The sequence below is a fragment of the Streptomyces sp. NPDC085900 genome, assembly GCF_044540925.1.
In the GTDB taxonomy this organism is placed as follows: domain Bacteria; phylum Actinomycetota; class Actinomycetes; order Streptomycetales; family Streptomycetaceae; genus Streptomyces; species Streptomyces gilvifuscus.
Genome location: NZ_JBITSP010000006.1, coordinates 112,766 through 137,513 on the forward strand (window position 1 = coordinate 112,766; position 24,748 = coordinate 137,513).

At 70.7% G+C, this 24,748-nt stretch carries 22 protein-coding genes; 2 read left to right on the forward strand and 20 right to left on the reverse strand.

Annotation, left to right across the window (positions count from 1 at the left end; translation table 11 throughout):
- Positions 1–48: 48 nt before the first annotated feature.
- From carB to pyrR, 6 genes are all read right to left on the reverse strand, one after another.
- Positions 49–3,357, reverse strand: a complete 3,309-nt coding sequence (gene carB / locus ACIGDI_RS22025; RefSeq protein ID WP_399899129.1) for a carbamoyl-phosphate synthase large subunit — start codon at positions 3,355–3,357, stop codon at positions 49–51.
- Positions 3,350–4,492, reverse strand: coding sequence for a glutamine-hydrolyzing carbamoyl-phosphate synthase small subunit (gene carA, locus ACIGDI_RS22030; RefSeq protein ID WP_200703877.1), 1,143 nt, complete (start codon positions 4,490–4,492; stop codon positions 3,350–3,352). Before carA ends, carB begins: the two co-directional genes overlap by 8 nt.
- On the reverse strand, positions 4,489–5,049 hold the full coding sequence (locus ACIGDI_RS22035; protein ID WP_399899132.1) for a hypothetical protein: 561 nt from the start codon (positions 5,047–5,049) through the stop codon (positions 4,489–4,491). Before ACIGDI_RS22035 ends, carA begins: the two co-directional genes overlap by 4 nt.
- Entirely contained in the window at positions 5,046–6,332 is a 1,287-nt protein-coding gene (locus ACIGDI_RS22040; protein WP_399899135.1) for a dihydroorotase, read from the reverse strand. The genes ACIGDI_RS22035 and ACIGDI_RS22040 overlap by 4 nt, the downstream gene beginning before the upstream one ends.
- A gap of 5 nt (positions 6,333–6,337) precedes the next feature.
- Positions 6,338–7,315: an aspartate carbamoyltransferase catalytic subunit gene (locus ACIGDI_RS22045; protein WP_385247766.1), complete on the reverse strand. Its 978-nt coding sequence runs from the start codon at positions 7,313–7,315 to the stop codon at positions 6,338–6,340.
- An 84-nt stretch (positions 7,316–7,399) separates the two neighbouring features.
- Positions 7,400–7,966 carry a bifunctional pyr operon transcriptional regulator/uracil phosphoribosyltransferase PyrR gene (gene pyrR / locus ACIGDI_RS22050; RefSeq protein WP_399899138.1) on the reverse strand — a complete coding sequence of 189 codons (567 nt, stop codon included), beginning with the start codon at positions 7,964–7,966 and terminating at the stop codon, positions 7,400–7,402.
- A 254-nt stretch (positions 7,967–8,220) separates the two neighbouring features.
- On the opposite strand from pyrR, the gene bldD reads away from it, so the two are divergent.
- On the forward strand, positions 8,221–8,721 hold the full coding sequence (bldD, locus tag ACIGDI_RS22055) for a transcriptional regulator BldD (RefSeq protein ID WP_007829306.1): 501 nt from the start codon (positions 8,221–8,223) through the stop codon (positions 8,719–8,721).
- A 164-nt stretch (positions 8,722–8,885) separates the two neighbouring features.
- Here bldD and nusB read toward each other — a convergent pair whose 3' ends face one another.
- The 13 genes from nusB to ACIGDI_RS22120 form a co-directional block, all read right to left on the reverse strand.
- Positions 8,886–9,320 (reverse strand): transcription antitermination factor NusB, encoded by a 435-nt coding sequence (gene nusB, locus ACIGDI_RS22060; protein WP_399899142.1) that lies wholly within the window; start codon positions 9,318–9,320, stop codon positions 8,886–8,888.
- A 2-nt stretch (positions 9,321–9,322) separates the two neighbouring features.
- Positions 9,323–9,889 (reverse strand): elongation factor P, encoded by a 567-nt coding sequence (efp, locus tag ACIGDI_RS22065; RefSeq protein ID WP_200703871.1) that lies wholly within the window; start codon positions 9,887–9,889, stop codon positions 9,323–9,325.
- 52 nt (positions 9,890–9,941) lie between these two features.
- Positions 9,942–11,048: an aminopeptidase P family protein gene (locus ACIGDI_RS22070; protein ID WP_399899145.1), complete on the reverse strand. Its 1,107-nt coding sequence runs from the start codon at positions 11,046–11,048 to the stop codon at positions 9,942–9,944.
- Between the two features lie 150 nt (positions 11,049–11,198).
- Entirely contained in the window at positions 11,199–12,050 is an 852-nt protein-coding gene (locus ACIGDI_RS22075) for a Pro-rich N-terminal domain-containing protein (RefSeq protein WP_399899148.1), read from the reverse strand.
- Positions 12,051–12,215: 165 nt separating this feature from the next.
- Positions 12,216–13,307 carry a 3-dehydroquinate synthase gene (aroB, locus tag ACIGDI_RS22080; RefSeq protein ID WP_399899151.1) on the reverse strand — a complete coding sequence of 364 codons (1,092 nt, stop codon included), beginning with the start codon at positions 13,305–13,307 and terminating at the stop codon, positions 12,216–12,218.
- On the reverse strand, positions 13,304–13,819 hold the full coding sequence (locus ACIGDI_RS22085) for a shikimate kinase (protein WP_399899154.1): 516 nt from the start codon (positions 13,817–13,819) through the stop codon (positions 13,304–13,306). Before ACIGDI_RS22085 ends, aroB begins: the two co-directional genes overlap by 4 nt.
- Positions 13,816–15,000, reverse strand: coding sequence for a chorismate synthase (gene aroC, locus ACIGDI_RS22090; protein WP_399899157.1), 1,185 nt, complete (start codon positions 14,998–15,000; stop codon positions 13,816–13,818). Before aroC ends, ACIGDI_RS22085 begins: the two co-directional genes overlap by 4 nt.
- Positions 15,001–15,155: 155 nt before the next feature.
- Positions 15,156–15,971, reverse strand: coding sequence for a shikimate dehydrogenase (locus ACIGDI_RS22095; RefSeq protein WP_399899159.1), 816 nt, complete (start codon positions 15,969–15,971; stop codon positions 15,156–15,158).
- Positions 15,971–17,638 (reverse strand): endolytic transglycosylase MltG, encoded by a 1,668-nt coding sequence (gene mltG, locus ACIGDI_RS22100; RefSeq protein ID WP_399899162.1) that lies wholly within the window; start codon positions 17,636–17,638, stop codon positions 15,971–15,973. The genes ACIGDI_RS22095 and mltG overlap by 1 nt, the downstream gene beginning before the upstream one ends.
- A gap of 129 nt (positions 17,639–17,767) precedes the next feature.
- Positions 17,768–18,232: a Holliday junction resolvase RuvX gene (ruvX, locus tag ACIGDI_RS22105; RefSeq protein ID WP_200699059.1), complete on the reverse strand. Its 465-nt coding sequence runs from the start codon at positions 18,230–18,232 to the stop codon at positions 17,768–17,770.
- A gap of 35 nt (positions 18,233–18,267) precedes the next feature.
- Positions 18,268–20,940: an alanine--tRNA ligase gene (gene alaS / locus ACIGDI_RS22110; protein WP_399899165.1), complete on the reverse strand. Its 2,673-nt coding sequence runs from the start codon at positions 20,938–20,940 to the stop codon at positions 18,268–18,270.
- The gene (locus ACIGDI_RS22115) at positions 20,940–21,293 is read right to left on the reverse strand and encodes a hypothetical protein (protein WP_200699049.1); all 354 of its coding nucleotides are present in this window, start codon (positions 21,291–21,293) and stop codon (positions 20,940–20,942) included. Before ACIGDI_RS22115 ends, alaS begins: the two co-directional genes overlap by 1 nt.
- Positions 21,294–21,302: 9 nt before the next feature.
- Positions 21,303–21,746 (reverse strand): DUF948 domain-containing protein, encoded by a 444-nt coding sequence (locus ACIGDI_RS22120; RefSeq protein WP_200699048.1) that lies wholly within the window; start codon positions 21,744–21,746, stop codon positions 21,303–21,305.
- 152 nt (positions 21,747–21,898) lie between these two features.
- Between ACIGDI_RS22120 and ACIGDI_RS22125 the strand changes: the two genes are divergently transcribed.
- Positions 21,899–24,052, forward strand: a complete 2,154-nt coding sequence (locus ACIGDI_RS22125) for an ATP-binding protein (protein ID WP_399899170.1) — start codon at positions 21,899–21,901, stop codon at positions 24,050–24,052.
- Positions 24,053–24,076: 24 nt separating this feature from the next.
- Here ACIGDI_RS22125 and rpsD read toward each other — a convergent pair whose 3' ends face one another.
- Complete coding sequence (rpsD, locus tag ACIGDI_RS22130; protein WP_200699046.1) at positions 24,077–24,691, reverse strand: 30S ribosomal protein S4; 615 nt, start codon at positions 24,689–24,691, stop codon at positions 24,077–24,079.
- Between the last annotated feature and the right edge of the window lie 57 nt (positions 24,692–24,748).

The following is a 24,748-nucleotide window of genomic DNA, read 5'->3' on the forward strand; positions in this document are numbered from 1 at the left end:
TCCTCATGACGAGGGGGACACCGTTTCCGGTGTCCCCCTCGTCGGCTGCTAGTCGCGGGCCGCGGTCAGGTGTTCGGCGTGTTCCTGGAGCGAACGGACGCCCACGTCTCCGTGGTTGAGGGCGTCGATGCCCTGGACCGCGGCGGCGAGCGCCTGGACCGTCGTCAGGCACGGGACCGACCGTGCCACGGCCGCCGTACGGATCTCGTAGCCGTCGAGGCGGCCGCCGGTGCCGTACGGGGTGTTGACGATGAGGTCGACCTCGCCGTCGTGGATGAGCTGGACGATGGTCTTCTCGCCGTTCGGGCCGGTGCCCTCGGACTGCTTGCGCACGACGGTGGCGTTGATGCCGTTGCGCTTGAGGACCTCGGCGGTGCCGGAGGTGGCCATCAGCTCGAAGCCGTGGGCGACCAGCTCGCGCGCCGGGAAGATCATCGAGCGCTTGTCGCGGTTGGCGACCGAGATGAAGGCGCGTCCCTTGGTGGGCAGCGGGCCGTAGGCGCCGGCCTGCGACTTGGCGTAGGCCGTGCCGAAGACGGCGTCGATGCCCATGACCTCGCCGGTGGAGCGCATCTCCGGGCCGAGGACCGTGTCGACGCCGCGGCCGTGGACGTCGCGGAAGCGCGACCACGGCATGACGGCTTCCTTGACGGAGATCGGCGCGTCGAGCGGCAGCTCGCCGCCGTCGCCGTTGGCCGGCAGCAGGCCCTCCGCCCGCAGTTCGGCGATGGTCGCGCCCAGCGAGATCCGGGCGGCGGCCTTCGCCAGCGGCACCGCGGTCGCCTTCGAGGTGAAGGGGACGGTGCGGGAGGCGCGCGGGTTGGCCTCCAGGACGTAGAGGATGTCGCCGGCCATCGCGAACTGGATGTTGATCAGGCCGCGGACGCCGACGCCCTTGGCGATGGCCTCCGTGGAGGCCCGCAGCCGCTTGATGTCGAAGCCGCCCAGCGTGATCGGGGGCAGTGCGCACGCGGAGTCGCCGGAGTGGATGCCGGCCTCCTCGATGTGCTCCATGACGCCGCCGAGGTAGAGCTCGGTGCCGTCGTAGAGGGCGTCGACGTCGATCTCGATCGCGTCGTCGAGGAAGCGGTCGACGAGGACCGGCCGGGAGGGGCTGATCTCGGTCGACTCGGCGATGTAGGACGACAGCCGGGTCTCGTCGTAGACGATCTCCATGCCGCGCCCGCCGAGGACGTACGACGGCCGGACGAGAACCGGGTAGCCGATCTCGTCGGCGATGGCCTTGGCCTCGGCGAAGGTGGTGGCGGTGCCGTGCTTGGGGGCCGGCAGGCCCGCCTCGGCGAGCACGCGCCCGAAGGCGCCGCGGTCCTCGGCGGCGTGGATGGCCTCGGGCGAGGTGCCCACGATCGGCACGCCGTTGTCCTTGAGCGCCTGCGAGAGGCCGAGCGGGGTCTGGCCGCCCAGCTGCACGATCACGCCCGCCACCGGACCGGCCTGCTGCTCGGCGTGGACGATCTCCAGCACGTCCTCCAGCGTCAGCGGCTCGAAGTAGAGGCGGTCGGAGGTGTCGTAGTCGGTGGAGACGGTCTCGGGGTTGCAGTTGACCATCACCGTCTCGTAGCCCGCGTCGCTCAGCGCGAAGGACGCGTGGACGCACGAGTAGTCGAACTCGATGCCCTGGCCGATGCGGTTGGGTCCGGAGCCCAGGATGATGACCGCCGGCTTCTCGCGCTGCGCGACCTCGGTCTCCTCGTCGTAGGAGGAGTAGAAGTACGGCGTCTTCGCGGCGAACTCGGCGGCGCAGGTGTCGACCGTCTTGTAGACCGGGCGGATGCCCAGGGCGTGCCGCACCTCGCGCACGACGTCCTCGCGCAGCCCGCGGATCTCGGCGATCTGCTGGTCGGAGAAGCCGTGCCGCTTGGCCTCGGCGAGCAGCTCCGACGTCAGCTCGGGCGCCTCGGCGAGCTCGTCGGCGATCTCCTTGATGAGAAAGAGCTGGTCGACGAACCACGGGTCGATCTTCGTGTACTCGAAGACCTCCTCGGGCGTGGCGCCTGCGCGGATGGCCTGCATGACGGTGTTGATCCGGCCGTCGGTGGGCCGCACCGACTCGCGCAGCAGCTCGTCCTTGTCGCCGGGGTCGCCGACGAAGGTGAACTGGCTGCCCTTCTTCTCCAGCGAGCGCAGCGCCTTCTGGAAGGCCTCGGTGAAGTTGCGGCCGATGGCCATGGCCTCGCCGACCGACTTCATGGTGGTGGTCAGCGTGGAGTCGGCCTGCGGGAACTTCTCGAAGGCGAACCGGGGGGCCTTGACGACCACGTAGTCGAGCGTGGGCTCGAAGGAGGCCGGGGTCTCCTGCGTGATGTCGTTCGGGATCTCGTCGAGGGTGTAGCCGACGGCGAGCTTGGCGGCGATCTTGGCGATCGGGAAGCCGGTCGCCTTGGAGGCGAGCGCCGAGGAGCGCGACACGCGCGGGTTCATCTCGATGACGATCACCCGGCCGTCCACGGGGTTGACCGCGAACTGGATGTTGCAGCCGCCGGTGTCGACGCCCACCTCGCGGATGATCGCGATGCCGACGTCGCGCAGCACCTGGTACTCGCGGTCGGTCAGCGTCATCGCGGGCGCCACGGTGATCGAGTCGCCGGTGTGCACGCCCATGGGGTCGAAGTTCTCGATGGAGCACACGACCACGACGTTGTCGTGCTTGTCGCGCATCAGCTCCAGCTCGTACTCCTTCCAGCCGAGGATGGACTCCTCCAGGAGCACCTCGGTGGTCGGCGAGAGGGTGAGGCCCTGCCCGGCGATGCGGCGCAGCTCCTCCTCGTCGTGCGCGAAGCCGGAGCCGGCGCCGCCCATGGTGAAGGACGGGCGGACGACGACCGGGTAGCCGCCGAGGGTCTCGACGCCCGCGAGGACGTCGTCCATGGTGTGGCAGATGACGGAGCGGGCGGACTCGCCGTGCCCGATCTTCCTGCGGACCTCCTCCACGACCTCCTTGAACAGGTCGCGGTCCTCGCCCTTGTGGATCGCCTGCACCTTGGCGCCGATCAGCTCGACGCCGTACTTCTCCAGGACGCCGTTGTCGTGCAGGGAGATGGCCGTGTTGAGGGCCGTCTGGCCGCCCAGGGTGGGCAGCAGGGCGTCCGGCCGCTCCTTGGCGATGATCTTCTCGACGAACTCCGGGGTGATCGGCTCGACGTAGGTGGCGTCGGCGATCTCCGGGTCGGTCATGATCGTCGCCGGGTTGGAGTTCACGAGGATCACACGAAGACCCTCGGACTTCAGGACGCGGCACGCCTGGGTGCCGGAGTAGTCGAACTCGGCGGCCTGGCCGATGACGATCGGGCCGGAGCCGATGACCAGGACGGACTGGATATCGGTGCGCTTAGGCACGCTGGCCCTCCATCAGGGATACGAAGCGGTCGAACAGGTAGGCGGCGTCGTGCGGACCGGCTGCCGCTTCGGGGTGGTACTGGACGCTGAAGGCCGGGCGGTCGAGGAGCTGCAGGCCCTCGACCACGTTGTCGTTGAGGCAGACGTGGGAGACCTCGGCGCGGCCGTAGGGGGTCTCGGAGACCTGGTCGAGCGGGGCGTCGACGGCGAAGCCGTGGTTGTGCGCGGTGACCTCGACCTTGCCGGTCGTACGGTCCTGCACCGGCTGGTTGATGCCCCGGTGGCCGTACTTGAGCTTGTACGTGCCGAAGCCCAGCGCGCGGCCCAGGATCTGGTTGCCGAAGCAGATGCCGAACAGCGGGGTGCCGCGCTCCAGGACCGCCCGCATCACGGAGACCGGGTGGTCGGCGGTGGCCGGGTCGCCCGGGCCGTTGGAGAAGAACACGCCGTCCGGCTCGACGGCGAAGACGTCCTCGGCGGTCGCCGTGGCGGGCAGGACGTGCACCTCGATGCCGCGCTCGGCCATCCGGTGCGGGGTCATGCCCTTGATGCCGAGGTCGACGGCGGCGACGGTGAACTTCTTCTCGCCGATCGCCGGGACGACGTACGCCTCCTTGGTGGCGACCTCGGCGGAGAGGTCGGCGCCCTTCATCTCCGGGACCTGGCGGACCTCGGCGAGCATGGTGCCCTCGTCGGGCAGGGCGTTGCCGGAGAAGATGCCGACGCGCATGGCGCCGCGCTCGCGCAGGTGGCGGGTGAGCGCGCGGGTGTCGATCCCGGAGATGCCGACGACGCCCTGGTGGCGCAGCTCGTCGTCGAGCGAGCGGCGCGAGCGCCAGTTGGACGGCACGCGCGCGGGGTCGCGCACGACGTATCCGGCGACCCAGATGCGCTTGCTCTCCGGGTCCTCGTCGTTCACGCCGGTGTTGCCGACGTGCGGGGCGGTCATCACGACGACCTGGCGGTGGTACGAGGGGTCGGTCAACGTCTCCTGGTAGCCGGTCATGCCGGTCGAGAAGACCGCCTCGCCGAAGGTCACCCCCACGGCCCCGTAGGCACGGCCGCGGAAAGTCCGGCCGTCCTCCAGGACGAGTACGGCGGGAGTCCGGGAAGCTCCCCTGGTGGAGGTTGTCATCGTGCGCCTTCCGTCTTGTTGATCATCACATTCAGGGCCTCGACCCACTCCGTGTGCTCGGCCGCGTGGTCGGAGCGGAAGCCGGAGTCGATCAGCCGCTCGCCGTGCTGCCAGGTCACCACGAGCAGCCCGCCCTCGGTCAGCACCTTGCCGGCGATGCCCTTGTCCAGCCGGGCCTCGCGCAGCTGCGCGGCCGGGACGAAGAAGTCGGTCGCTCCGGGGCGTACGACGTCCAGTCCCGCGTCCGTCAGCGTGAGCTCGGCCCGGCTGCGGGTGCCGAGGCCGTGCGCCACGATGCGGTCGAGCCACTGACCGGCGGTGGTGGAGCCGTGGTAGCGGCCGCTCATGGTCAGTCTCGCCTCGCCGGGCTCGTCCGGCGCGCCGGGCAGCTCGGGCAGGTCGCCCTGGAGCGTGCCGCGCCATTTCCAGCCCTCGCGCATCAGCCAGTAGACGAGCGCGACGAAGAGCGCGAGTCCGACGAGCCAGCCGAGGCGGGCGGCCCAGTCGGTGACCTCGGCCGACTTCTTCTCGGCGGCCAGCAGGATTACAGGTGTCACGTGAGCTTCCCGTCGACGAGCGTGGCCTTGCCCCGCAGCCACGTGTGCGTCACACGGCCCGGCAGCTCACGCCCCTCGTAGGGGGTGTTGCGGCTGCGCGAGGCGAAGCCCGCGGGGTCCACCGACCCACGGTATGCCGTGTCGACGAGCGTGAGGTTGGCGGGCTCACCAGCCGAGACGGGACGCCCGTGGCCCTTGGCCCCGCCGATCGCGGCCGGCTTGAAGGACATCCGCTCGGCGACCCCGGCCCAGGTGAGCAGGCCGGTGTCCACCATGGTCTCCTGCACCACCGACAGCGCCGTCTCCAGGCCCACCATGCCCATGGCGGCCGCGGCCCACTCGCAGTCCTTGTCCTCGTGCGGGTGCGGGGCGTGGTCGGTGGCGACGATGTCGATCGTGCCGTCGGCGAGCGCCTCGCGCAGCGCGAGCACGTCGCGCTCGGTGCGCAGCGGCGGGTTGACCTTGAAGACCGGGTTGTAGGTGCGCACCAGCTCGTCCGTCAGCAGCAGGTGGTGCGGGGTCACCTCGGCGGTGACGTCGATGCCGCGGGACTTGGCCCAGCGGACGATCTCGACGGACCCGGCGGTGGAGAGGTGGCAGATGTGCACGCGGGAGCCGACGTGCTCGGCGAGCAGGACGTCCCGGGCGATGATCGATTCCTCGGCCACCGCGGGCCAGCCCCCGAGCCCCAGCTCGGCGGAGACGATCCCCTCGTTCATCTGGGCGCCCTCGGTCAGCCGCGGCTCCTGCGCGTGCTGGGCGACGACACCGCCGAAGGCCTTCACGTACTCCAGCGCCCGCCGCATGATCACGGCGTCGTCGACGCACTTGCCGTCGTCCGAGAAGACGGTCACGCCGGCGGCCGACTCGTGCATGGCGCCCAGCTCGGCGAGCTTCCTGCCCTCCAGGCCGACGGTGACGGCGCCGATGGGCTGCACGTCGCAGTAGCCGTGCTCCTGGCCGAGCCGGTAGACCTGCTCGACGACGCCGGCGGTGTCGGCGACCGGGAAGGTGTTGGCCATGGCGAACACGGCCGTGAAGCCGCCACTCGCCGCGGCGCGGGTGCCGGTCAGCACGGTCTCGGAGTCCTCGCGGCCGGGCTCGCGCAGGTGGGTGTGGAGGTCGACGAGGCCCGGCAGCAGGACCTTGCCGTCGGCATCGACGACCTCGGCGCCCTCGGCGCTCAGTCCGGTGCCGACCTCGGCGATGGTGGCACCGTCGATCAGGACGTCATGCGCCTCGCCGCCGAGCACCTTCGCACCACGGATCAGGATCTTGCTCATGTGTCTTACTTCTCCTCGATACGGGCGTGGGTGACGGCGGGCTCGTTGCCACCGAGCAGCAGGTACAGGACGGCCATCCGGATGGAGACTCCGTTTGCGACCTGCTCGACGACGGTGCAGCGGTCGGAGTCGGCGACCTCGGCGGTGATCTCCATGCCGCGGACCATCGGGCCGGGGTGCATCACGATGGCGTGCTCGGGCATCCGCGCCATGCGGTCGCCGTCGAGGCCGTAGCGCCGCGAGTACTCGCGCTCGGTCGGGAAGAAGGCGGCGTTCATGCGCTCGCGCTGGACCCGCAGCATCATCACCGCGTCGGACTTGGTGAGGGTGGAGTCGAGGTCGTACGACACCTCGCAGGGCCAGGTCTCGACGCCGACCGGCACCAGGGTGGGCGGGGCGACCAGGGTGACCTCGGCGCCGAGGGTGTGCAGCAGGTCGACGTTGGAGCGGGCGACCCGGCTGTGCAGGACGTCGCCGACGATGGTGATGCGCCTGCCGGACAGGTCCTGGCCGAGCCCGGCGTCCCGGCCGACGAGGCGGCGGCGCATGGTGAAGGCGTCCAGCAGGGCCTGCGTGGGGTGCTGGTGGGTGCCGTCACCGGCGTTGATGACGGCGGCGTCGATCCAGCCGGAGTTGGCCAGCCGGTAGGGGGCTCCCGAGGCGCCGTGCCGGATGACCACGGCGTCGACGCCCATGGCCTCCAGCGTCTGGGCGGTGTCCTTCAGAGACTCGCCCTTGGAGACGCTGGAGCCCTTGGCGGAGAAGTTGATGACGTCCGCCGAGAGGCGCTTCTCGGCGGCTTCGAAGGAGATACGCGTGCGCGTGGAGTCCTCGAAGAAGAGGTTGACGATCGTACGGCCGCGCAGGGTCGGCAGTTTCTTGATCGGCCGGTCCGCGACCCGGGCCATCTCCTCGGCGGTGTCGAGGATCAGGACGGCGTCGTCGCGGGTGAGGTCGGCGGCCGAGATGAGATGACGCTGCATCTGTCAGGCTCCGTAAGGCAATTCGGGATTCGGGAGATTCCGGGCAGACCAGGGCACGCCGAAACGGCGCGTGCCCAGCGGCCGCTACTGGGTCTGCTTCGCACCGAGCAGCACGGTGTCCCGACCGTCCTCCTCGGCGAGCAGGACCTTGACCGTCTCCCGCAGCGACGTGGGGAGGTTCTTGCCGACGTAGTCGGCGCGGATGGGCAGTTCGCGGTGGCCGCGGTCGACGAGGACCGCGAGCTGGACCGCGCGCGGGCGCCCGACGTCGTTCAGCGCGTCGAGGGCGGCTCTGACGGTCCGGCCGGAGAAGAGCACGTCGTCGACGAGGACGACCAGCTTGCCGTCGATGCCGTCACCGGGGATCTCGGTGCGGGCCAGCGCGCGCGGCGGGTGCATGCGCAGGTCGTCGCGGTACATGGTGATGTCGAGCGAACCGACCGGGATCTTGCGTTCCGTGATCTGCTCGAGCTTGGCGGCGAGCCGCTGGGCGAGGAAGACGCCCCGCGTCGGAATGCCGAGGAGCACCACGTCGTCGGCACCCTTGGCGCGCTCGACGATCTCGTGGGCGATGCGGGTCAGTACCCGCGCGATGTCGGGGCCCTCGAGAACGGGCCGGGCATCGGAGGCTTGCGTGTCCTGCGTGTCCATACGAAACGGACCTCCTTCTCCGCCTCACGGGACGGACCTTAAAGGACGTCGGATTTGCGCCATCCACGTTAGCAGGCCCGTACGACACGCCTGATCACCCCCCTGGCGTAATCAGCCACCGCCACCACGGAAGAGTCGGTGTGGACCATTCGGCTTGACGCAGAAGAATCACGCTGCGTAACCTCACAGTGAGTTACCAGACGCGCGGCGGCGGAACGTCCGCAGCCGCGTCGACACAGTGTCCGGGGAGCTATATGTCCAGCGAATACGCCAAACAGCTCGGGGCCAAGCTCCGGGCCATCCGCACCCAGCAGGGCCTTTCCCTCCACGGTGTCGAGGAGAAGAGCCAGGGACGCTGGAAGGCGGTCGTGGTCGGGTCGTACGAGCGCGGTGACCGCGCGGTGACCGTACAGCGCCTTGCCGAACTGGCGGATTTCTATGGCGTGCCCGTGCAGGAGCTGCTCCCGGGCACCACCCCCGGCGGCGCCGCCGAGCCCCCGCCGAAGCTGGTTCTGGACCTGGAGCGGCTGGCCACCGTGCCGGCCGAGAAGGCCGGCCCCCTGCAGCGCTACGCGGCCACGATCCAGTCGCAGCGCGGTGACTACAACGGCAAGGTGCTGTCGATCCGCCAGGACGACCTGCGCACACTCGCCGTCATCTACGACCAGTCCCCCTCGGTCCTCACCGAGCAGCTGATCAGCTGGGGCGTCCTCGACGCGGACGCGCGCCGCGCGGTGGCTCACGAGGAGGGCTGAGCCCCACAGCACCACAGCAGAAACGTGCCGCCGGGGTGGCCGGAACTTCACGGTTCCGGCCACCCCGGCGGCTTTCTGCGGCCTCCGGACGTCACGGCGGTCCGGGAACGCCAGGGGGCCCGCAGCAGTCACGCTGCGGGCCCCCTGGCGATGTGTCTGCCTCTTTACGCCTCTTCGCGGCGCAGGGAGGGCTTCAGCTCCTTGAGCCGACCGAGCAGCCCGTTGACGAACGCGGGCGACTCCTCGGTGGAGAACTCCTTCGCGAGCTGCACCATCTCGTCGAGGACGACGGCGTCCGGGACCTCGTCCACCCAGATCAGCTCGTAGGCGCCCAGACGCAGGATGTTGCGGTCCACGACCGGCATCCGGTCGAGCGTCCAGCCGACCGAGTACTGCGCGATGAGCTCGTCGATCCGCTTCGCCTGCTTGGCGTAGCCCTCGACCAGCTGCATCGTGTACTCGCTCACCGGCGGCTGCCGGGTGTCGCCCCGGGAGAGCCGGATCCAGTCCGCGAGGACGGTCAGGACGTCGGCGCCGCGCTGGTCGCCCTCGAAGAGGATCTGGAAGGCGCGCTTGCGGGCCGTGTTGCGGGCAGCCACGGTTAGCTGTTCACCCGGCCGAGGTAGTCGCTCGTACGGGTGTCGACCTTGATCTTCTCACCGGTGGTGATGAAGAGCGGGACCTGGATCTGGTGACCGGTCTCCAGGGTGGCGGGCTTGGTGCCACCGGTGGAGCGGTCGCCCTGCAGACCCGGCTCGGTCTCCTGGACGACGAGCTCGACGGCGGCCGGCAGCTCGACGAAGAGCACCTCGCCCTCGTGCTGGGCGACGGTGGCGGTGAAGCCCTCGACGAGGAAGTTGGCAGCGTCACCGACGGCCTTGCGGTCGATCATGAGCTGGTCGTAGGTCTCCATGTCCATGAAGACGAAGTACTCGCCGTCCATGTACGAGAACTGCATGTCGCGCTTGTCGACAGTGGCCGTCTCGACCTTGACGCCGGCGTTGAAGGTCTTGTCGACGACCTTGCCGGAGAGCACGTTCTTGAGCTTGGTGCGCACGAAGGCGGGGCCCTTGCCGGGCTTGACGTGCTGGAACTCGACGACGGACCAGAGCTGGCCGCCTTCGAGCTTGAGCACCAGGCCGTTCTTGAGGTCGTTCGTGGAAGCCACGGTTGCGGAATCTCCTGGACTGACGTGGACGACCCCGGCGCACGCACCTTGCCTATAGTGCGAGCAGCTCCTTGGTCGTGATGGTGAGTAGCTCGGGTCCGCCGTCCGCCTCGGGGCGGACGACGAGCGTGTCATCGATCCGGACGCCGCCCCGGCCCGGGAGGTGGACCCCCGGTTCGACGGTGACCGGCACGCAAGCGTCCAGTTTACCCATGGCCGCAGGGGCCAGCTGCGGGTCCTCGTCGATTTCGAGTCCCACGCCGTGGCCGGTGAGCGAGGGAAGTCCCCCTGTGTACCCCGCCGCGTCGAGCACCTGACGGGTCACGCGGTCGACGTCACGGCAGGCCGCGCCGGGTGCGAGGGCCTCCCGTCCGGCGCGCTGAGCGGCGAAGACCAGGTCGTACAGCTCGATCTGCCAGTCCGCGGGCGAGGTGCCGATCACGAACGTTCGGCCGATCTCACAGCGGTAGCCCCGGTAGGTGGCGCCGAGGCAGACGGAGAGGAAGTCACCCTCCTCCACCCGCCGGTCGGTGGGGCGGTGCGCGCGGCGGCCGGAGTTCGGTCCGGTGGCGACCGAGGTGGGGAAGGCCGGCCCCTCGGCGCCGTGGTCGACCAGCCTGCGTTCGAGTTCGAGGGCGAGGTGGCGTTCGGTGCGCCCCACCAGGATGGACTCCAGGAGTTCACCGAGCGCCTGGTCGGCGATCTCGGCGCCGATGCGCAGGCAGGAGATCTCCTCCTCGTCCTTCACCACCCGCTGCTGTTCGACGGCGCCGCCCAGGTCGGCGATGCGCAGGCGCGGGGCGACGGAGCGGATCTCACGATGCCGGGCGACCGTGAGGTGGTGCTCCTCCACGGCGAGGGAGTCGGCGCCCTGGCCCGCGGCGAGGTCGGCGGCGGCGACTGCGGGATCGCCCTGGCCCGCCGTGAGGTACTGCACACGCAGGGCCTCGTCGGGCCGGCCCTCCGTGGGTCGGTCTTCGGGCGGGCCCGGGCACAGCAGCAGGTCCGTCGTCCGGCCCAGGAGGAGGACGGCGCCGTGCGGGGCGGGGCCCGCGAGGTAGCGGACGTTGGCGGGGCGGGAGACGAGCGCTGCCGCGTGGCCGGCCGCGCTGTATTGCTCCCTGAGCCGGGTTCGGCGGTTCGCGTACATCTCTGACATGAGATGAGCGTAGGAGGGATGGGCGATTTGTGCCGGTTTAGGTGTCGATCGGGGGATGGGGTGCGCGGAGGCGTGGTCTGCCGGGCGCGGGTCCGCGGGGGCTGATCGCGCAGTTCCCCGCGCTTCCGAGGGCGTGCGCGCCCCCGGCGTTCACCAGCTCGGCGGGCTGGCGATCGACCTCGCCAGGACCTCGTCCAGGACCCTTGCCGTCTGGGGGACGTCCAGCTGGCTGTTGTCGATGATCGGGAGGCCGGAGCCGTACCAGCCCGCCATGCGGCCGTGGATCCGGGCGACCTCCTCGTCGGTGAGGCGGCGATTGCCGGAGCGCTCGGCGTTGCGCTCCAGGACTATCTCCAGGCCGGGGAGCAGGACCACCGGCAGCAGGCCCGGGCCGACATGGCGCTTCCAGCCGCCCAGACCGACCACCGGACGGTCGGGGAAGACGGCGTCGTCGAGGATGCAGGAGATGCCGTTGGCCAGGAAGTTGCGGGCGGCGAAGCCGCAGGTGCGGCGGGCCAGGCGGTACTGGGCCTCGGAGTTGTCGTTCCACCCGGACTGGGGGTCGGCGAAGCCGGAGCGGACCCACTCGCGGACGTCGTCGAGGCTGATGTGGGCCGTGGGCACCCTGCGGTGCTCGGCCCAGTACTTGGCGACGCTCGTCTTGCCGGCGCCCGCGGGGCCGATCAGCAGGACCGCGAGGGTCGTGGTGGCCGGGTCGGGGGCGCTCGCGGGCGCCGTGCCGGGCATGGTGACCGGGCCGCCCGGGGGCAGCGGGACGTGGCCGGTGGTGTCCGGGGGCGGCGGGGCCGGGTTGTGGTGCGGGGCGGGCGGAACCGGGCCCTGGGGCGTGAACCCCGGCGCCGGAGGCGGCGGGGGCACGGGGGCGGAGCCCTGGGGCGGCCCCGGGTGGCCCGGGTGGTGTGCGGCCGGCGACCAGCCGGCGCCAGGTCCGTGCCCCGGCCGGTGGGGCGGCGGCAGCGGAGAACCCACTGCGTGCTGCATCCGGTGCCACTCCGTCTCGTACAGGCGATTGACCCTGGCAGCAGGGTACGGGCCCCGCTTCCTACCGAACGGTACCTTCCCCGGCCGCCGTTTGTTGAACGGCCGGGGACGGCTCGAAGTGCCCACGCCGGCAAGGCAAATGGGACGGAACGCGCTCCGGCGGACTTACTCGCCCACTTCGCCGTACGCGGCGAGCAGCACGGCCGGGTCGGGGCCCTCCAGGACGGTGGGCTTGGCCAGACCGTCGAGGACGATGAAGCGGAGCAGGTCGCCGCGGGACTTCTTGTCGACCTTCATCGCCTCCAGCAGCTTGGGCCACTGGTCGTAGCGGTAGTGCAGCGGAAGGCCGACGGATTCGAGGATCGTGCGGTGACGGTCCGCCGTCGCGTCGTCCAACCTGCCCGCCAGACGACCGAGTTCGGCGGCGAAGTGCATGCCGACCGAGACCGCGGCGCCGTGCCGCCACTGGTAGCGCTCGTTCTTCTCGATGGCATGGCCCAGCGTGTGGCCGTAGTTGAGGATCTCCCGCAGACCCGACTCCTTGAGGTCGGCGGAGACGACCTCGGCCTTGACCCGGATGGAGCGCTCGATGAGTTCGGCGGTGTGCGGGCCGTCGGGGCTGCGGGCGGCCTGCGGGTCGGACTCAATGAGCTCCAGGATCACCGGGTCGGCGATGAAGCCCGCCTTGATGATCTCGGCGAGCCCGGAGACGTAGTCGTTGACCGGGAGGGAGTCCAGCGCGGCCAGGTCGCACAGCACGCCGGCGGGCGGGAAGAACGCGCCCACCAGGTTCTTGCCCTCGGCGGTGTTGATGCCGGTCTTGCCGCCGACCGCGGCGTCCACCATGGCCAGCACGGTGGTGGGTACGGCGATCCAGCGCACCCCGCGCAGCCAGGTCGCGGCGACGAACCCGGCCAGGTCGGTGGTGGAACCGCCGCCGACGCCGACGACGACGTCGGAGCGGGTGAAGTTGGACTGGCCCAGGGCCTTCCAGCAGTAGGCGGCGACCTCGGCGGTCTTGGCCTCCTCGGCGTTGGGCACCTGGATGGCGATCGCCTCGTAGCCCTGCTCGGCCAGGTCGGCGCGCAGCGCGTCGCCGGTCTCGGCCAGCGCCTCGGGGTGGATCACCGCGACCCGCTTGGCCTTCTCCCCGATCAACCCGGCCAGTTCGCCCAGGAGTTGACGCCCCACCAGGACTTCGTACGGCTCGGACCCCGCCGTGCCACCGACCTGGATCCGGGTGACTGCCTCGCTCATGCCTGCTTCAACTCCAACGCGTCCAGGGCGACTTGCGTGACCTCTTCGGGGGTGCGGCCGTCGGTCGCGACGACGACCGAGGCGACCTCCTCGTACAGCGAGCGCCGGGCCTCCATCAGCTCGCGCCACTGCTTGCGCGGGTTGACCGCGAGCAGCGGGCGGGCGGTGTTCAGTCCGGTGCGCTTGACGGCCTCCTCGACGTCCATCGAGAGGTAGACGACCCGGTGACCGGCCAGCAGCGCGCGGGTGTCGGCGTCGAGGATCGAGCCGCCGCCCAGCGCCAGCACGCCCTCGTGTCCGGCCAGCGCCTCGCGCACCGCGGCCTTCTCGATCGCCCGGAAGGCCGGCTCGCCGTCGTCGACGAAGATCTCGGCGATGGTCCGGCCCTGGGCCGCGACGATGTCGTCGTCGGTGTCCCGGTAGCCGACCCCCAGCGCCTCGGCCAGCAGCCGGCCCACCGTGGACTTGCCCACACCCATCGGTCCGACCAGGACGACCTGCGCAGCGGTCATCGGATGGCCAGGTTCTCGAGGTAGGAGCGCACGTTGCGGCGGGTCTCGGGCACGCTGTCGCCGCCGAACTTCTCCGCCACCGCGTCCGCCAGGACCAGGGCCACCATCGCCTCGGCGACGATGCCGGCGGCCGGCACCGCGGAGACGTCGGAACGCTGGTGGTGGGCCTGGGCGGCCTCGCCGGTGGCCACGTCCACCGTCTGCAGGGCCCGCGGCACGGTCGCGATCGGCTTCATCGCCGCCCGCACCCGCAGCAGCTCACCGGTGGACAGACCGCCCTCGGTGCCGCCCGAGCGGCCCGAGATACGCCGGATGCCCTCGTCGGTGCCCACGATCTCGTCGTGCGCCTTGGAACCGGGAACGCGGGCGAGTTCGAAGCCGTCGCCGAGCTCGACACCCTTGATCGCCTGGATCCCCATCAGCGCACCGGCCAGGCGGGCGTCCAGCTTGCGGTCCCAGTGCACGTGCGAGCCCAGGCCGACCGGCACGCCGTAGGCCAGGATCTCCACCACGCCACCGAGGGTGTCGCCGTCCTTGTGGGCCTGGTCGACCTCGGCCACCATCGCCTTGGAGGCGTCCGCGTCCAGGCAGCGCAGCGGGTCGGCGTCCAGCCGCTCCACATCGGCCGGCGTCGGGTACACGCCCTGCGGCGCCTTCACCGAGCACAGCTCCACGACGTGGCTGACGATCTCGATGCCGGCCGTCTCCTTCAGGTACGACCGCGCCACCGCGCCGAGCGCGACACGCGCCGCGGTCTCCCGGGCCGAGGCGCGCTCCAGGATCGGGCGGGCCTCGTCGAAGCCGTACTTCTGCATCCCCGCCAGATCGGCGTGGCCGGGACGGGGGCGGGTCAGCGGCGCGTTGCGGGCCAGCCCGGCGAGGATCTCCGGGTCGACCGGGTCGGCCGCCATGACCTGCTCCCACTTGGGCCACTCGGTGTTGCCCACCATGATCGCGACCGGCGAGCCGAGGGTCAGACCGTGCCGGACACCGCCGAGGAAGGTGACCTCGTCACGCTCGAACTTCATGCGCGCACCGCGCCCATAGCCGAGCCGGCGCCGGGCCAGGTGGTCCGCCACCATCTCCGTGGTGATCGGCACGCCCGCGGGAAGGCCCTCCAGCGTCGCCACGAGTGCGGGGCCGTGGGACTCCCCCGCGGTCAGCCAGCGCAACCTGCTCAACGGTGCTCCTCAAATGCTCGCGCGCCCGTACAGCCCTGCGTACGCGCGTCCTCGCGTACGGCGACGGCGCGACCGGGTGCGCGGCTCCGGCCCGCCACCCCCGATCCTCCCATGTCCGGGATGCGACTCCGATCCGCGTCCGGCAAACGGACAGATCAGGCCGTCCGCGCGGCGTCGCGCATCGCGGTCAGCGGCGAGCGCGGGTCCCCCGTGAACTGGCGGAACTGGAAGACCGCCTGGTGCACCAGCAGATCGAGGCCGCTCAGCACCGGGCCGCCGCGGTCCTGCCAGGCGGCGGCGAGGGGCGTGGGCCACGGCTCGTAGAGGACGTCGAAGAGGGTGCCGACGCGGTCGGGAAGCCGCGTCGCGAGGTCGTCGGTGCCTCCGGCGGGCGTCGTGGAGATCACCAGGGGCGCGTCGAAGGCGTGTATCGCGTCGGCCCAGTCCGCCGGCCGGACCTGGACGCCGAGGCGTTCGCCCCACTGCCGCATCTCGTCGGCGCGCCGCTCGCTGCGCACGTACACCGTGACCTCGCCGGTGCAGAGCCTGGCCAGTGCGGCCAGCGCCGACGAGGCGGTGGCGCCCGCGCCCAGGATGGCCGCCGACTCGACCTTCTCCACGCCGCGTTCCTGCAGCGCGGCGATCAGCCCGGGGATGTCGGTGTTGTCGCCGACGCGCCTCCCGTCCTCACGGAAGACGACGGTGTTGACGGCCTCCACCGAGGCCGCCGTGTCGGTGATCTCGTCGAGCAACGGGATCACCGCCCGCTTGAGCGGCATGGTCAGAGACAGTCCCGCCCACTCGGGACCCAGGCCCTCGAGGAAGCCGGGCAGCGCGGCCTCGTCGATCTCGAACCTGTCGTACGACCAGTCGTCCAGGCCGAGCGCCCGGTAGGCCGCGTTGTGCAGCCGCGGGGACAGGGAGTGGCCGATGGGCGAGCCGAGCACGGCCGCCCTGTGGGTTGCTGCCATCAGTTCTTGTTCCTCGACGCATTGAATTCGTCGACCAGCTTGTTGTGCTCGGCGAGCGTCTTGGTGAACTTGCTGGTCTTGCCGTCCAACGAGATGAAGTAGTACCACCCGTCGTGCGTGGGGTTGAGCGCGCCCCTGAGGGCTTCCTCGCCGGGGTTGTCGATCGGGCCGGGCGGCAGGCCCTTGACGTAGTACGTGTTGTACGGGTTGTTGTACTTGCGCAGCTCGGAGATGCTCAGGTCGATCTTGCTCTGGTTCTTGATGTAGTTGTACGTCGAGTCGAACTCGAGCGAGCCGTAGGTCTCGGGGTTGCCGCGCTTGAGGCGGTTGTAGACGACCTCGGCCATCTTCCGGAAGTCGTCGTGGCTGACACCCTCGGCCTGGACCAGGCTGGCCACGGTGAGCAGCTGCCACGGGTTGTCGAGGCCGAGGCTCTTGGCCTTGTTCGCGAGGCCGAGCGCCGCGTACTTGTCGCTGGCCCGGGTGACCATGTCCTTGAGGACCGCCTCGGGCTTCTGTCCCTTGCTGGCCGCGTAGCTGGAGGGGTAGAGGAACCCTTCCAGCGGGTCCTTGACGTTGGCGTGGTTCAGCGCCCATGAGGGCAGGCCGAACTTCTTGTAGTCCTGCTTGGCGACCTTCGCCGTGGTGCCGTCCGGGACTTCGAGGCGTTTGTCGATCAGCTCGTAGACCTGCGCGTTGCGCAGGCCCTCGCGGATGATCAGGTTGTCGCGGCTCTTCGGGCTCAGCATCAGCTCGACCGCGCTCGCGGCCGACATGTGCTTCTCCAGCGTGTAGACGCCGTCCTGGATCTTCTTGCCGTTGGGGTCGGACTGCTGCGCCGAGACGAACGCGTCGACGCTCTCGACGACGCCCGCCTCCTTCAGCTTCTGCCCGATCACATAGCCGCCGGCGCCCTTGGGGATGACGACGGTGACCGACTGGCCGTTGCCGTCGCCCGCGAAGTCGGGGGCCGGGCCGAAACGATCCTGGTAGAACTGCCAGCCGAAATAGCCGACGCCGCCGAGGCCGCCGCCGAAGACCAGCACGAGCACCAGGCAGGCGCAGCCGTTGCGGCTCTTCTTCTTCGGTTTCTTGCCGCCGCGGGCCTTGCGCCCCTCGGCGGGGTCGTCGTCCTCGTCCTCTTCGTCGTCACCGCCCGCGAAGAAGGCGTGCTCGCCCTGGTCGGGCCCGGGGTCCCAGTCGGTCTGCTGCGGTTCGGGCTCGGCCTGCCTGCGGCTGGGCGGCTCGGGCGGCGGGTAGGCGTCCGGGGTGCCGTAGTAGTCGGACTGGTCACCGCCGTAGGAGGCGGCGGCCTGCTGGGCGTAGGGGTCCTGCGGATCCGTGTACCGGACGTCCGTGTACTGGACATGCGTCTGCGTGCCCTGGCCCCAGGCCTGCTGGTCGTACGACTGCTGCTGCCCTTGACCCGCGTAGTACTGCTGGTCGTACTGCTGGTACTGCTGCGCCTGCCCGTATCCGGTCTGCTGACCGTCGTGCCAGCCGCCGTGGTTCTGCTGCTGCGGCTGCTCTGGATAGTGCTGCGGCTGGCCGCCGTAGGGGGACTGCGGGCCCACCTGGGCCTGCTGTCCACCCCATCCGTCGTCCCCGTAGTACGGGTCCTCCGGATGCCACGGTTCGGAGCCTTGGCCCCGGCCATACTCAGTCATCAAACCCCTAGAGCCGCGAGGCGGTTGATCACGCGGCCTCGGTGGGGGCCCGCTCACGGTTCCGCCTCTTGCTGTGCACCGGCTGTTCGATTCAGCGGCGCAATCGCGCGGAACGTTACCGTATCGCGATCAGATGACCACTTCGACGCCCTCGCCGGGTGCTTTACCTGACACCCGTTCGGATTCCAGGGCCTGCTGCAGGATGATCACAGCGGCTGCCTGGTCGATGACCGAGCGGCCCTTCTTGGACTTCACGCCCGAGGCGCGCAGTCCCTGACTGGCCGTCACCGTCGTCATCCGCTCGTCGATCAGGCGGACCGGTACGGGCTTGATGCCTCTGGCCAGCTCCTGGGCGAAGGCACGGACCTTCGCCGCGGCCGGGCCCTCGCCCCCCTTGAGGGAGCGAGGGAGGCCGACGACCACCTCGATCGGTTCGTACTCCTCGACCAGTTGGCGGAGTCGGCGGTGGGCGGCCGGGACGTCCCGGCCGGGGACCGTCTCCACCGGGGTGGCGAGGATCCCGTCGGGGTCGCAGGACGCGACCCCGATCCGGGCGTCCCCGACGTCGACGGCGAGACGGCGGCCCCGGCGCATCACGGGGCCGTCCTCACCGGATTCCTGCCCGGTACTCACTTGGCCGTGTCCGCCACGAGCCGCTCGACCGCGTCGACGGCCTCGCCGACGGCGGCCGGGTTCTGGCCGCCGCCCTGCGCGACGTCGGGCTTGCCGCCACCGCCGCCGCCGAGGGTCTTGGCGGCCGTGCGGACCAGCTCACCGGCCTTGAGGCCACGCTCGCGGGCGGCCTCGTTGGTCGCGATGACCGTCAGCGGCTTGCCGTTGTTGACGGCGAAGAGGGCCACCACGGCGGCGCGTCCGCCCTGGACGCGGCCGCGCACGTCGAGGACCAGCTTGCGCAGGTCGTCGGGGGTGGTGCCGTCCGGGACCTGCCCGGTGACGACCGCGATGCCGCGGACGTCCTTGGCGGACTCGGCGAGGCCGGCCGCGGCCTGCAGCACCTTCTCGGCGCGGAACTTCTCGATCTCCTTCTCGGCGTCCTTCAGCTTGCCGAGCATCGAGGAGACCTTCTCCGGCAGCTCCTCCGGGCGGCCCTTGAGCAGCTCGGTCAGCTGGTTGACGACCGTGTGCTCGCGGGCGAGGAAGCTGTAGGCGTCGACGCCGACGAGGGCTTCGATACGGCGGACGCCGGAGCCGATGGAGGACTCGCCCAGCAGCTTCACCAGGCCCAGCTGGGCGGTGTTGTGCACGTGCGTGCCGCCGCACAGCTCCTTGGAGAAGTCGCCGATGGTCACGACGCGGACGCGCTCGCCGTACTTCTCGCCGAACTCGGCGATGGCGCCCTGCTTCTTGGCCTCGTCGATGCCCATGACGTCGGCGCGGACGTCGAGGTCGCGGGCGAGGACCTCGTTGATCTTGTGCTCGACGTCGGTCATCACGGCCGTCGGGACGGCGGACGGGGACCCGAAGTCGAAGCGGAAGCGGCCGGGCTGGTTCTCGGAGCCGGCCTGGGCGGCCGTCGGGCCGAGCGCGTCCCGCAGCGCCTGGTGGGTGAGGTGCGTGGCCGAGTGGGCGCGGGCGATGGCCTTGCGGCGGCGGGCGTCGATCGAGGCGACGGCCTTGGCGCCGACGGTGACCTCGCCGACCTGGACGACGCCCTTGTGGACGTAGACGCCCGGAACCGGCTTCTGGCAGTCGCGGACCTCGATGACGGCGCCGGAGTCGACCTTGATCTTTCCGGTGTCGCCGATCTGGCCGCCGCCCTCGGCGTAGAAGGGGGTGCGGTCAAGGACGATCTCGACCTCGTCGCCCTCGGTGGCGGCCGGGGAGGACGCGCCGTCGACGAGGATGCCGACGATCGTGGACTCGCCCTCGGTGTCGCTGTAGCCGATGAACTCGGTCTCGCCGGTCTTGTCGGCGATCTCCCGGTAGGCGCCGGCGCCGGCGTGGCCGGTCTTCTTGGACTGGGCGTCGGCCTTGGCGCGCTCCCGCTGCTCCTTCATCAGGCGGCGGAAGCCGTCCTCGTCCACGGAGAGGCCCTGCTCGGCGGCCATCTCCAGGGTGAGGTCGATCGGGAAGCCCCAGGTGTCGTGGAGCAGGAACGCCTTGTCGCCGGGCAGGACAGATCCGCCGGACTGCTTGGTCTCGGTGACGGCGGTGTCGAGGATGTTGGTGCCGGCCTTGAGCGTCTTGAGGAAGGCGTTCTCCTCGGCGACGGCGACCTTCTCGATGCGCTCGCGGTCGGTGACCAGCTCGGGGTACTGCTGGCCCATCATGCCGATCACGGTGTCGACGAGGTCCAGGACGACCGGGCCGGTGGCGCCGAGCAGGCGCATGTTGCGGATGGCGCGGCGCATGATGCGGCGCAGGACGTAGCCGCGGCCCTCGTTGCCGGGGGTGACGCCGTCGCCGATGAGCATGGTGGCGGTGCGCATGTGGTCGGTGACCACGCGCAGGGAGACGTCGGAGGCGTGGGCGGCGCCGTAGTGGACGCCGGTCAGCTCGGTGGCCTTCTTGATGACGGCCATGGAGGTGTCGATCTCGTACATGTTCTGCACGCCCTGCAGAATCATGGCGAGGCGCTCCAGGCCGAGGCCCGTGTCGATGTTCTTGCTCGGCAGGTCGCCGAGGATCTCGAAGTTGTCCTTGCCGGTGCCCTCGCCGCGCACGAACTGCATGAAGACGAGGTTCCAGATCTCCACGTACCGCTCGTCGTTGACGGCGGGGCCGCCCTCGGCGCCGAACTCGGGGCCGCGGTCGTAGTTGATCTCGGAGCAGGGACCGCACGGGCCGGGGACGCCCATGGACCAGAAGTTGTCCTTCATGCCCAGGCGCTGGATGCGCTCCATGGGGACGCCGACGACCTCGTGCCAGATGCGCTCCGCCTCGTCGTCGTCCTTGTAGACGGTGATCCAGAGCTTCTCCGGCTCCAGGCCGTAACCGCCCTTGTCCTGGGGGCTGGTGAGCAGCTCCCAGGCGAGCTTGATGGCGCCTTCCTTGAAGTAGTCGCCGAAGGAGAAGTTGCCGCACATCTGGAAGAAGGTGCCGTGCCGCGTGGTCTTTCCGACCTCTTCGATGTCGGGCGTGCGCACGCACTTCTGCACGCTGGTGGCGCGCGAGAAGGGCGGCTTGACCTCACCCAGGAAGTAGGGCTTGAAGGGCACCATGCCGGCGGGGACGAGGAGCAGAGTCGGGTCGTCCGCGATGAGCGACGCCGAAGGGACGACGGTGTGCCCGCGCTCCTCGAAGAAGCTCAGCCAGCGGCGGCGAATCTCGGCCGACTCCATCAGTGGTCCTCATTCCGGTTGTACGAGTGCGTCTGGTACGTCGATCCCTCGACGTACTTCGGGTTGTTGCGGTTCTCGATGGCGGTGTGGCGCCGGGGCGCGGGGAGTTCGGGGGCCGCGTTGATACCCAGGGCCTCCCCCAGCTCCTCCTCCCGCAGGGCCATGTTGTCGCGGACGTCGAGCGCGAAACCGACCGCTCGGTCCTTGATGCGGTGACCGGCCTCGATCGCCTTGTTGGCCGCGGCGGCGGCGAGGCTCTCGGGGGTCAGCTGCTTGAGCTTGCGGTTGACCTTGGTGGTGGCCCACACACCGGCGGCCACGCCCGTGCTGAACCAGAACGTACGGCGGAACATCGCTAGGTCTCAGTCCTTCTTCCGCTTGCCCCGCCGAGACGCCGGGACGGTCCGGCCCACGATCACGGTACGCCTCGGCTCCTTCGTGGGCATGTCGTCCCGGCGGGTACCCAGGGCCCTGCGGACGCCGTAGCCGAAGGCCGCGACCTTGACCAGGGGGCCGCCGAAGGTGGAGGCGACGGTGGTCGACAGCGCCGAGGCGTTCGAGGTGACTTCCTGGACGTCGGTCGCGATCGCGTCGACCCGGTCGATCTGGGTCTGCGCGGAGCGCACCGCGGCGGAGGCGTCGGCGAGCAGCGGGACGGCCTGGTCGGTCACGTCCGCGACCAGTTTGGTGGTCGCCTTGAGCGTCTGGGCCAGCCTCGCGAGGGCCACCGCGAGGAAGGAGACCAGGATCGCCCAGAACACTGCCACCAGGATCCCGGCCACCTCACCACCGGACACCACGCGCACCCGCTCCCTCTGCTTGCCCGAACACTGGAAAAGTCGTAGGCCGAGCCTATCGCGCCGGGGGTGGCGCTCCGCACCGGATTCCCTTCCACACGCTGCCGAGTTGCGCAAGCAGATTGTACGGACTGAATACGGTTCAGTACGCTCCGTATCCCATGCGGCAACATCAGCGCGACGGCGGTTCAGCGGATGGCAACCTCCCTGAGGAGCTCGACGCCTTCGTGGGGCGCTCGGCCGAACTCGCCGGGCTGGCGCGGGCGCTCGACGCCGCACGGCTGGTCACCGTGACCGGCGCCGGCGGGGTCGGCAAGTCGCGGCTCGCGGCACGGGCGGCCGCCCGGTACGCGATGCGCGACGGCGTCCGGCGCGTGGAGCTGGCGCCGGTACGGGATCCGGAGTTCGTCGACCACGCCGTCGCGGAAGCGCTCGGCCTGACCGATCACACAACCCGGCCGCCGCGCGAGGCGCTGCTCGCCCATCTCGCCGAGCGTCAACTCCTGTTGGTCCTGGACGGGTTCGAGCACCTGGTGGACGCGTGTGCCGAGCTGGTGGGCGAGTTGCTGCGGACCGTCCCCGGGCTCCGGGTGCTCGCGGCGGGGCGCCGTCCGCTGGGCGTGCCGGGAGAGCGGGTGTTCCCGGTGGCGCCGCTCGGCGAGGACGAGGCGGTGGAGCTGTTCACCGAGCGGGCCGCGCTGCACGCCGTATCGGTCACGGACGACCGGGACGTGCGCGCGCTGTGCCGGCGTCTGGACGGGATTCCGCTCGCGATCGAGCTGGCGGCGGGCCGGCTGCGGGCCCTGTCGCCCGGCCAGTTGCTGGAGCGGCTGGAGGACCGGTTCCGCCTGCTGACCGGCGGCGGCCGGGACGGGCTCCCCCGGCATCGGACGCTGCGTCTGGCGATCGGCTGGAGCCATGAACTGTGCACACCGCGGGAGCGGTTGCTGTGGGCGCGGCTGTCGGTGTTCGCCGGACGGTTCGATTTGGAGGCCGTCGAGTACGTGTGCGGCGGGCACGGTCTCGACGCCGACGACGTCCTCGACGTACTGACCGAGCTGCTCGCGCAGTCGGTGATCGCGCGGGAGGAGACACCGGCCGGGGTGCGCTACCGGATGCTGGACACCGTACGGGAGTACGGAGCCGACTGGCTGGAGGCGACGGGGGACGCGGCCAGGCTGCGGCGGCGGCACCGGGACTGGTATCTGGGCCTGGCGACCTGGTGCGAGCTGGACTGGTTCTCGCCGCGCCAGGCCGAGGTGGCCGCGCGGGTGGAGGCCGAGCTGCCCAATCTGCGCTGCGCCCTGGAGCACTGCCTGACCGAGCCGGAAGAAGCCCATCTGGGCCAGTACCTGGCGGGCTCGCTGTGGTTCTGCTGGGTCGGCTGCGGGCGGCTGGCCGAGGGACGGCACTGGCTGGAGCAGGTCGTGGAGCTGGACTCGGGCCACGACCGGTCAAGGCTGAAGGCCCTCTGGGTGCTCGGCTATGTGGCGATCCTGCAGGGTGACTCGGTGGCCGCGCTGGCGGCACTGCGGGAGTGCCGGGAGGAGGCGGAGCGCTGCGGCGATCCGACGGCGGTGGCGTACGCGGAGCACCGCACGGGCTGTCTGGCCCTGGTCACGGACGACATGCCGCGCGCGGAGCGGCTGCTGCGCTCGGCGCTGGAGCGCTACGAGGAGATCGGCGAGCTCAACAGCAATGTGCTGATGGGCCGGGTCGAGCTGGCGATGACGCGCGCCTTCCAGGGCGATCTGCCGGGCGCGGTGCGGATGTGCGAGGACGTGCGGCGGATCTGCGAGGACCACGGGGAGCGGTGGGCGCGCGGCTACGCGCTGTACGTCCTGGCGTACGCGGCCTGGGCCGACGGCGATCCCGCCCGGGCCCGCGCCCTGCTCAGTGACTGCCTCACCGGCGCCCACGCCTTCCACGACCTGCTCGGTTCGGTGCTGGCGGTCGAGCTGCTGGCCCTGGTCACGGTGGTGGAGGGCGACGCGGCCGAGGCGGCGGTGCTGCAGGGCGCGGCGGCCCGGATGTGGCCGTCGGTGGGGCTGCCGCTGTTCGGTTCGGCCCAGTACAACGCCCCGCACCAGCTGTGCGAGGCGACGGCCAGACAGCGGCTCGGCGACGAGCGGTACGAGGAGTGCGTACGGGAAGGGGCGCGGCTGGTGCGAGAGGCCGCGGTGTCGCGGGCGCTGGGGCGGCCCCTGGGGGCCATGCCGTCACCGCGGGAGCCCGCGCGGTACGCGACGGCAAGCGCGCAGACGCACGAACCCGCCGCCTCCCGCACCCGAAAGGGCGGGGAGACGGCGGGCTGAGGTGGTACTGCCGCCTGCCGAGGATCAGCGGGCGTAGTACTCGACGACGAGCTGCTCGTCGCAGATGACCGGAACTTCCTTGCGGTTCGGCTCGCGGTCCAGGCGGAACGCCAGGGCCTTGAGGTTCACCTGCAGGTAGCGCGGGGTCTCGCCCTCGGGGGCGAAGCCGCCCTCACGGGCGATCTGGAAGAGGGTCTTCTCGCGGCTGCGCTCGCGGACCATCACGACGTCGTCGGGACGGACGCGGAACGACGGCTTGTCGACCTTCTGACCGTTGACCTCGATGTGGCCGTGAACGACCATCTGACGGGCCTGGTAGATCGTGCGGGCGATGCCCGAACGCAGCACCAGGGCGTCGAGACGGCGCTCGAGCTCCACGATCAGGGCCTCACCGGTCTTGCCCTGCACCTTGGAGGCACGCTCGTAGGCACGGACCAGCTGGCGCTCGGAGACGTCGTACTGCGCGCGCAGACGCTGCTTCTCCAGCAGACGGACCTTGTAGTCCGAGTTCTGCTTGCGGCCACGGCCGTGCTCACCCGGCGGGTAGGGGCGGGCCTCGAAGTACTTGACGGCCTTCGGGGTCAGCGCGATGCCGAGGGCACGCGACTTCTTGACCTTGGGGCGGGACTGGTTCGCCACTGTCTCTTTCTTCCTTCTGATATTCGGCTCGTCAGGGTTGAGGGAGGTCGCATCCGC

What these genes read in the sequence shown, in the direction of transcription:
- ACIGDI_RS22125 (WP_399899170.1), top strand. Translation starts at nt 21,899, where the DNA reads ATGCGGCAACATCAGCGCGACGGCGGTTCAGCGGATGGCAACCTCCCT.
- carA (WP_200703877.1), bottom strand. Translation starts at nt 4,492, where the DNA reads ATGACAACCTCCACCAGGGGAGCTTCCCGGACTCCCGCCGTACTCGTC.
- pyrR (WP_399899138.1), bottom strand. Translation starts at nt 7,966, where the DNA reads ATGGACACGCAGGACACGCAAGCCTCCGATGCCCGGCCCGTTCTCGAG.
- ACIGDI_RS22085 (WP_399899154.1), bottom strand. Translation starts at nt 13,819, where the DNA reads ATGACCGCTGCGCAGGTCGTCCTGGTCGGACCGATGGGTGTGGGCAAG.
- ACIGDI_RS22040 (WP_399899135.1), bottom strand. Translation starts at nt 6,332, where the DNA reads ATGAGCAAGATCCTGATCCGTGGTGCGAAGGTGCTCGGCGGCGAGGCG.
- ACIGDI_RS22045 (WP_385247766.1), bottom strand. Translation starts at nt 7,315, where the DNA reads ATGCAGCGTCATCTCATCTCGGCCGCCGACCTCACCCGCGACGACGCC.
- ACIGDI_RS22095 (WP_399899159.1), bottom strand. Translation starts at nt 15,971, where the DNA reads ATGGCAGCAACCCACAGGGCGGCCGTGCTCGGCTCGCCCATCGGCCAC.
- ACIGDI_RS22115 (WP_200699049.1), bottom strand. Translation starts at nt 21,293, where the DNA reads ATGTTCCGCCGTACGTTCTGGTTCAGCACGGGCGTGGCCGCCGGTGTG.
- mltG (WP_399899162.1), bottom strand. Translation starts at nt 17,638, where the DNA reads ATGACTGAGTATGGCCGGGGCCAAGGCTCCGAACCGTGGCATCCGGAG.
- aroB (WP_399899151.1), bottom strand. Translation starts at nt 13,307, where the DNA reads ATGAGCGAGGCAGTCACCCGGATCCAGGTCGGTGGCACGGCGGGGTCC.
- ACIGDI_RS22070 (WP_399899145.1), bottom strand. Translation starts at nt 11,048, where the DNA reads ATGTCAGAGATGTACGCGAACCGCCGAACCCGGCTCAGGGAGCAATAC.
- bldD (WP_007829306.1), top strand. Translation starts at nt 8,221, where the DNA reads ATGTCCAGCGAATACGCCAAACAGCTCGGGGCCAAGCTCCGGGCCATC.
- alaS (WP_399899165.1), bottom strand. Translation starts at nt 20,940, where the DNA reads ATGGAGTCGGCCGAGATTCGCCGCCGCTGGCTGAGCTTCTTCGAGGAG.
- ACIGDI_RS22075 (WP_399899148.1), bottom strand. Translation starts at nt 12,050, where the DNA reads ATGCAGCACGCAGTGGGTTCTCCGCTGCCGCCGCCCCACCGGCCGGGG.
- ruvX (WP_200699059.1), bottom strand. Translation starts at nt 18,232, where the DNA reads ATGCGCCGGGGCCGCCGTCTCGCCGTCGACGTCGGGGACGCCCGGATC.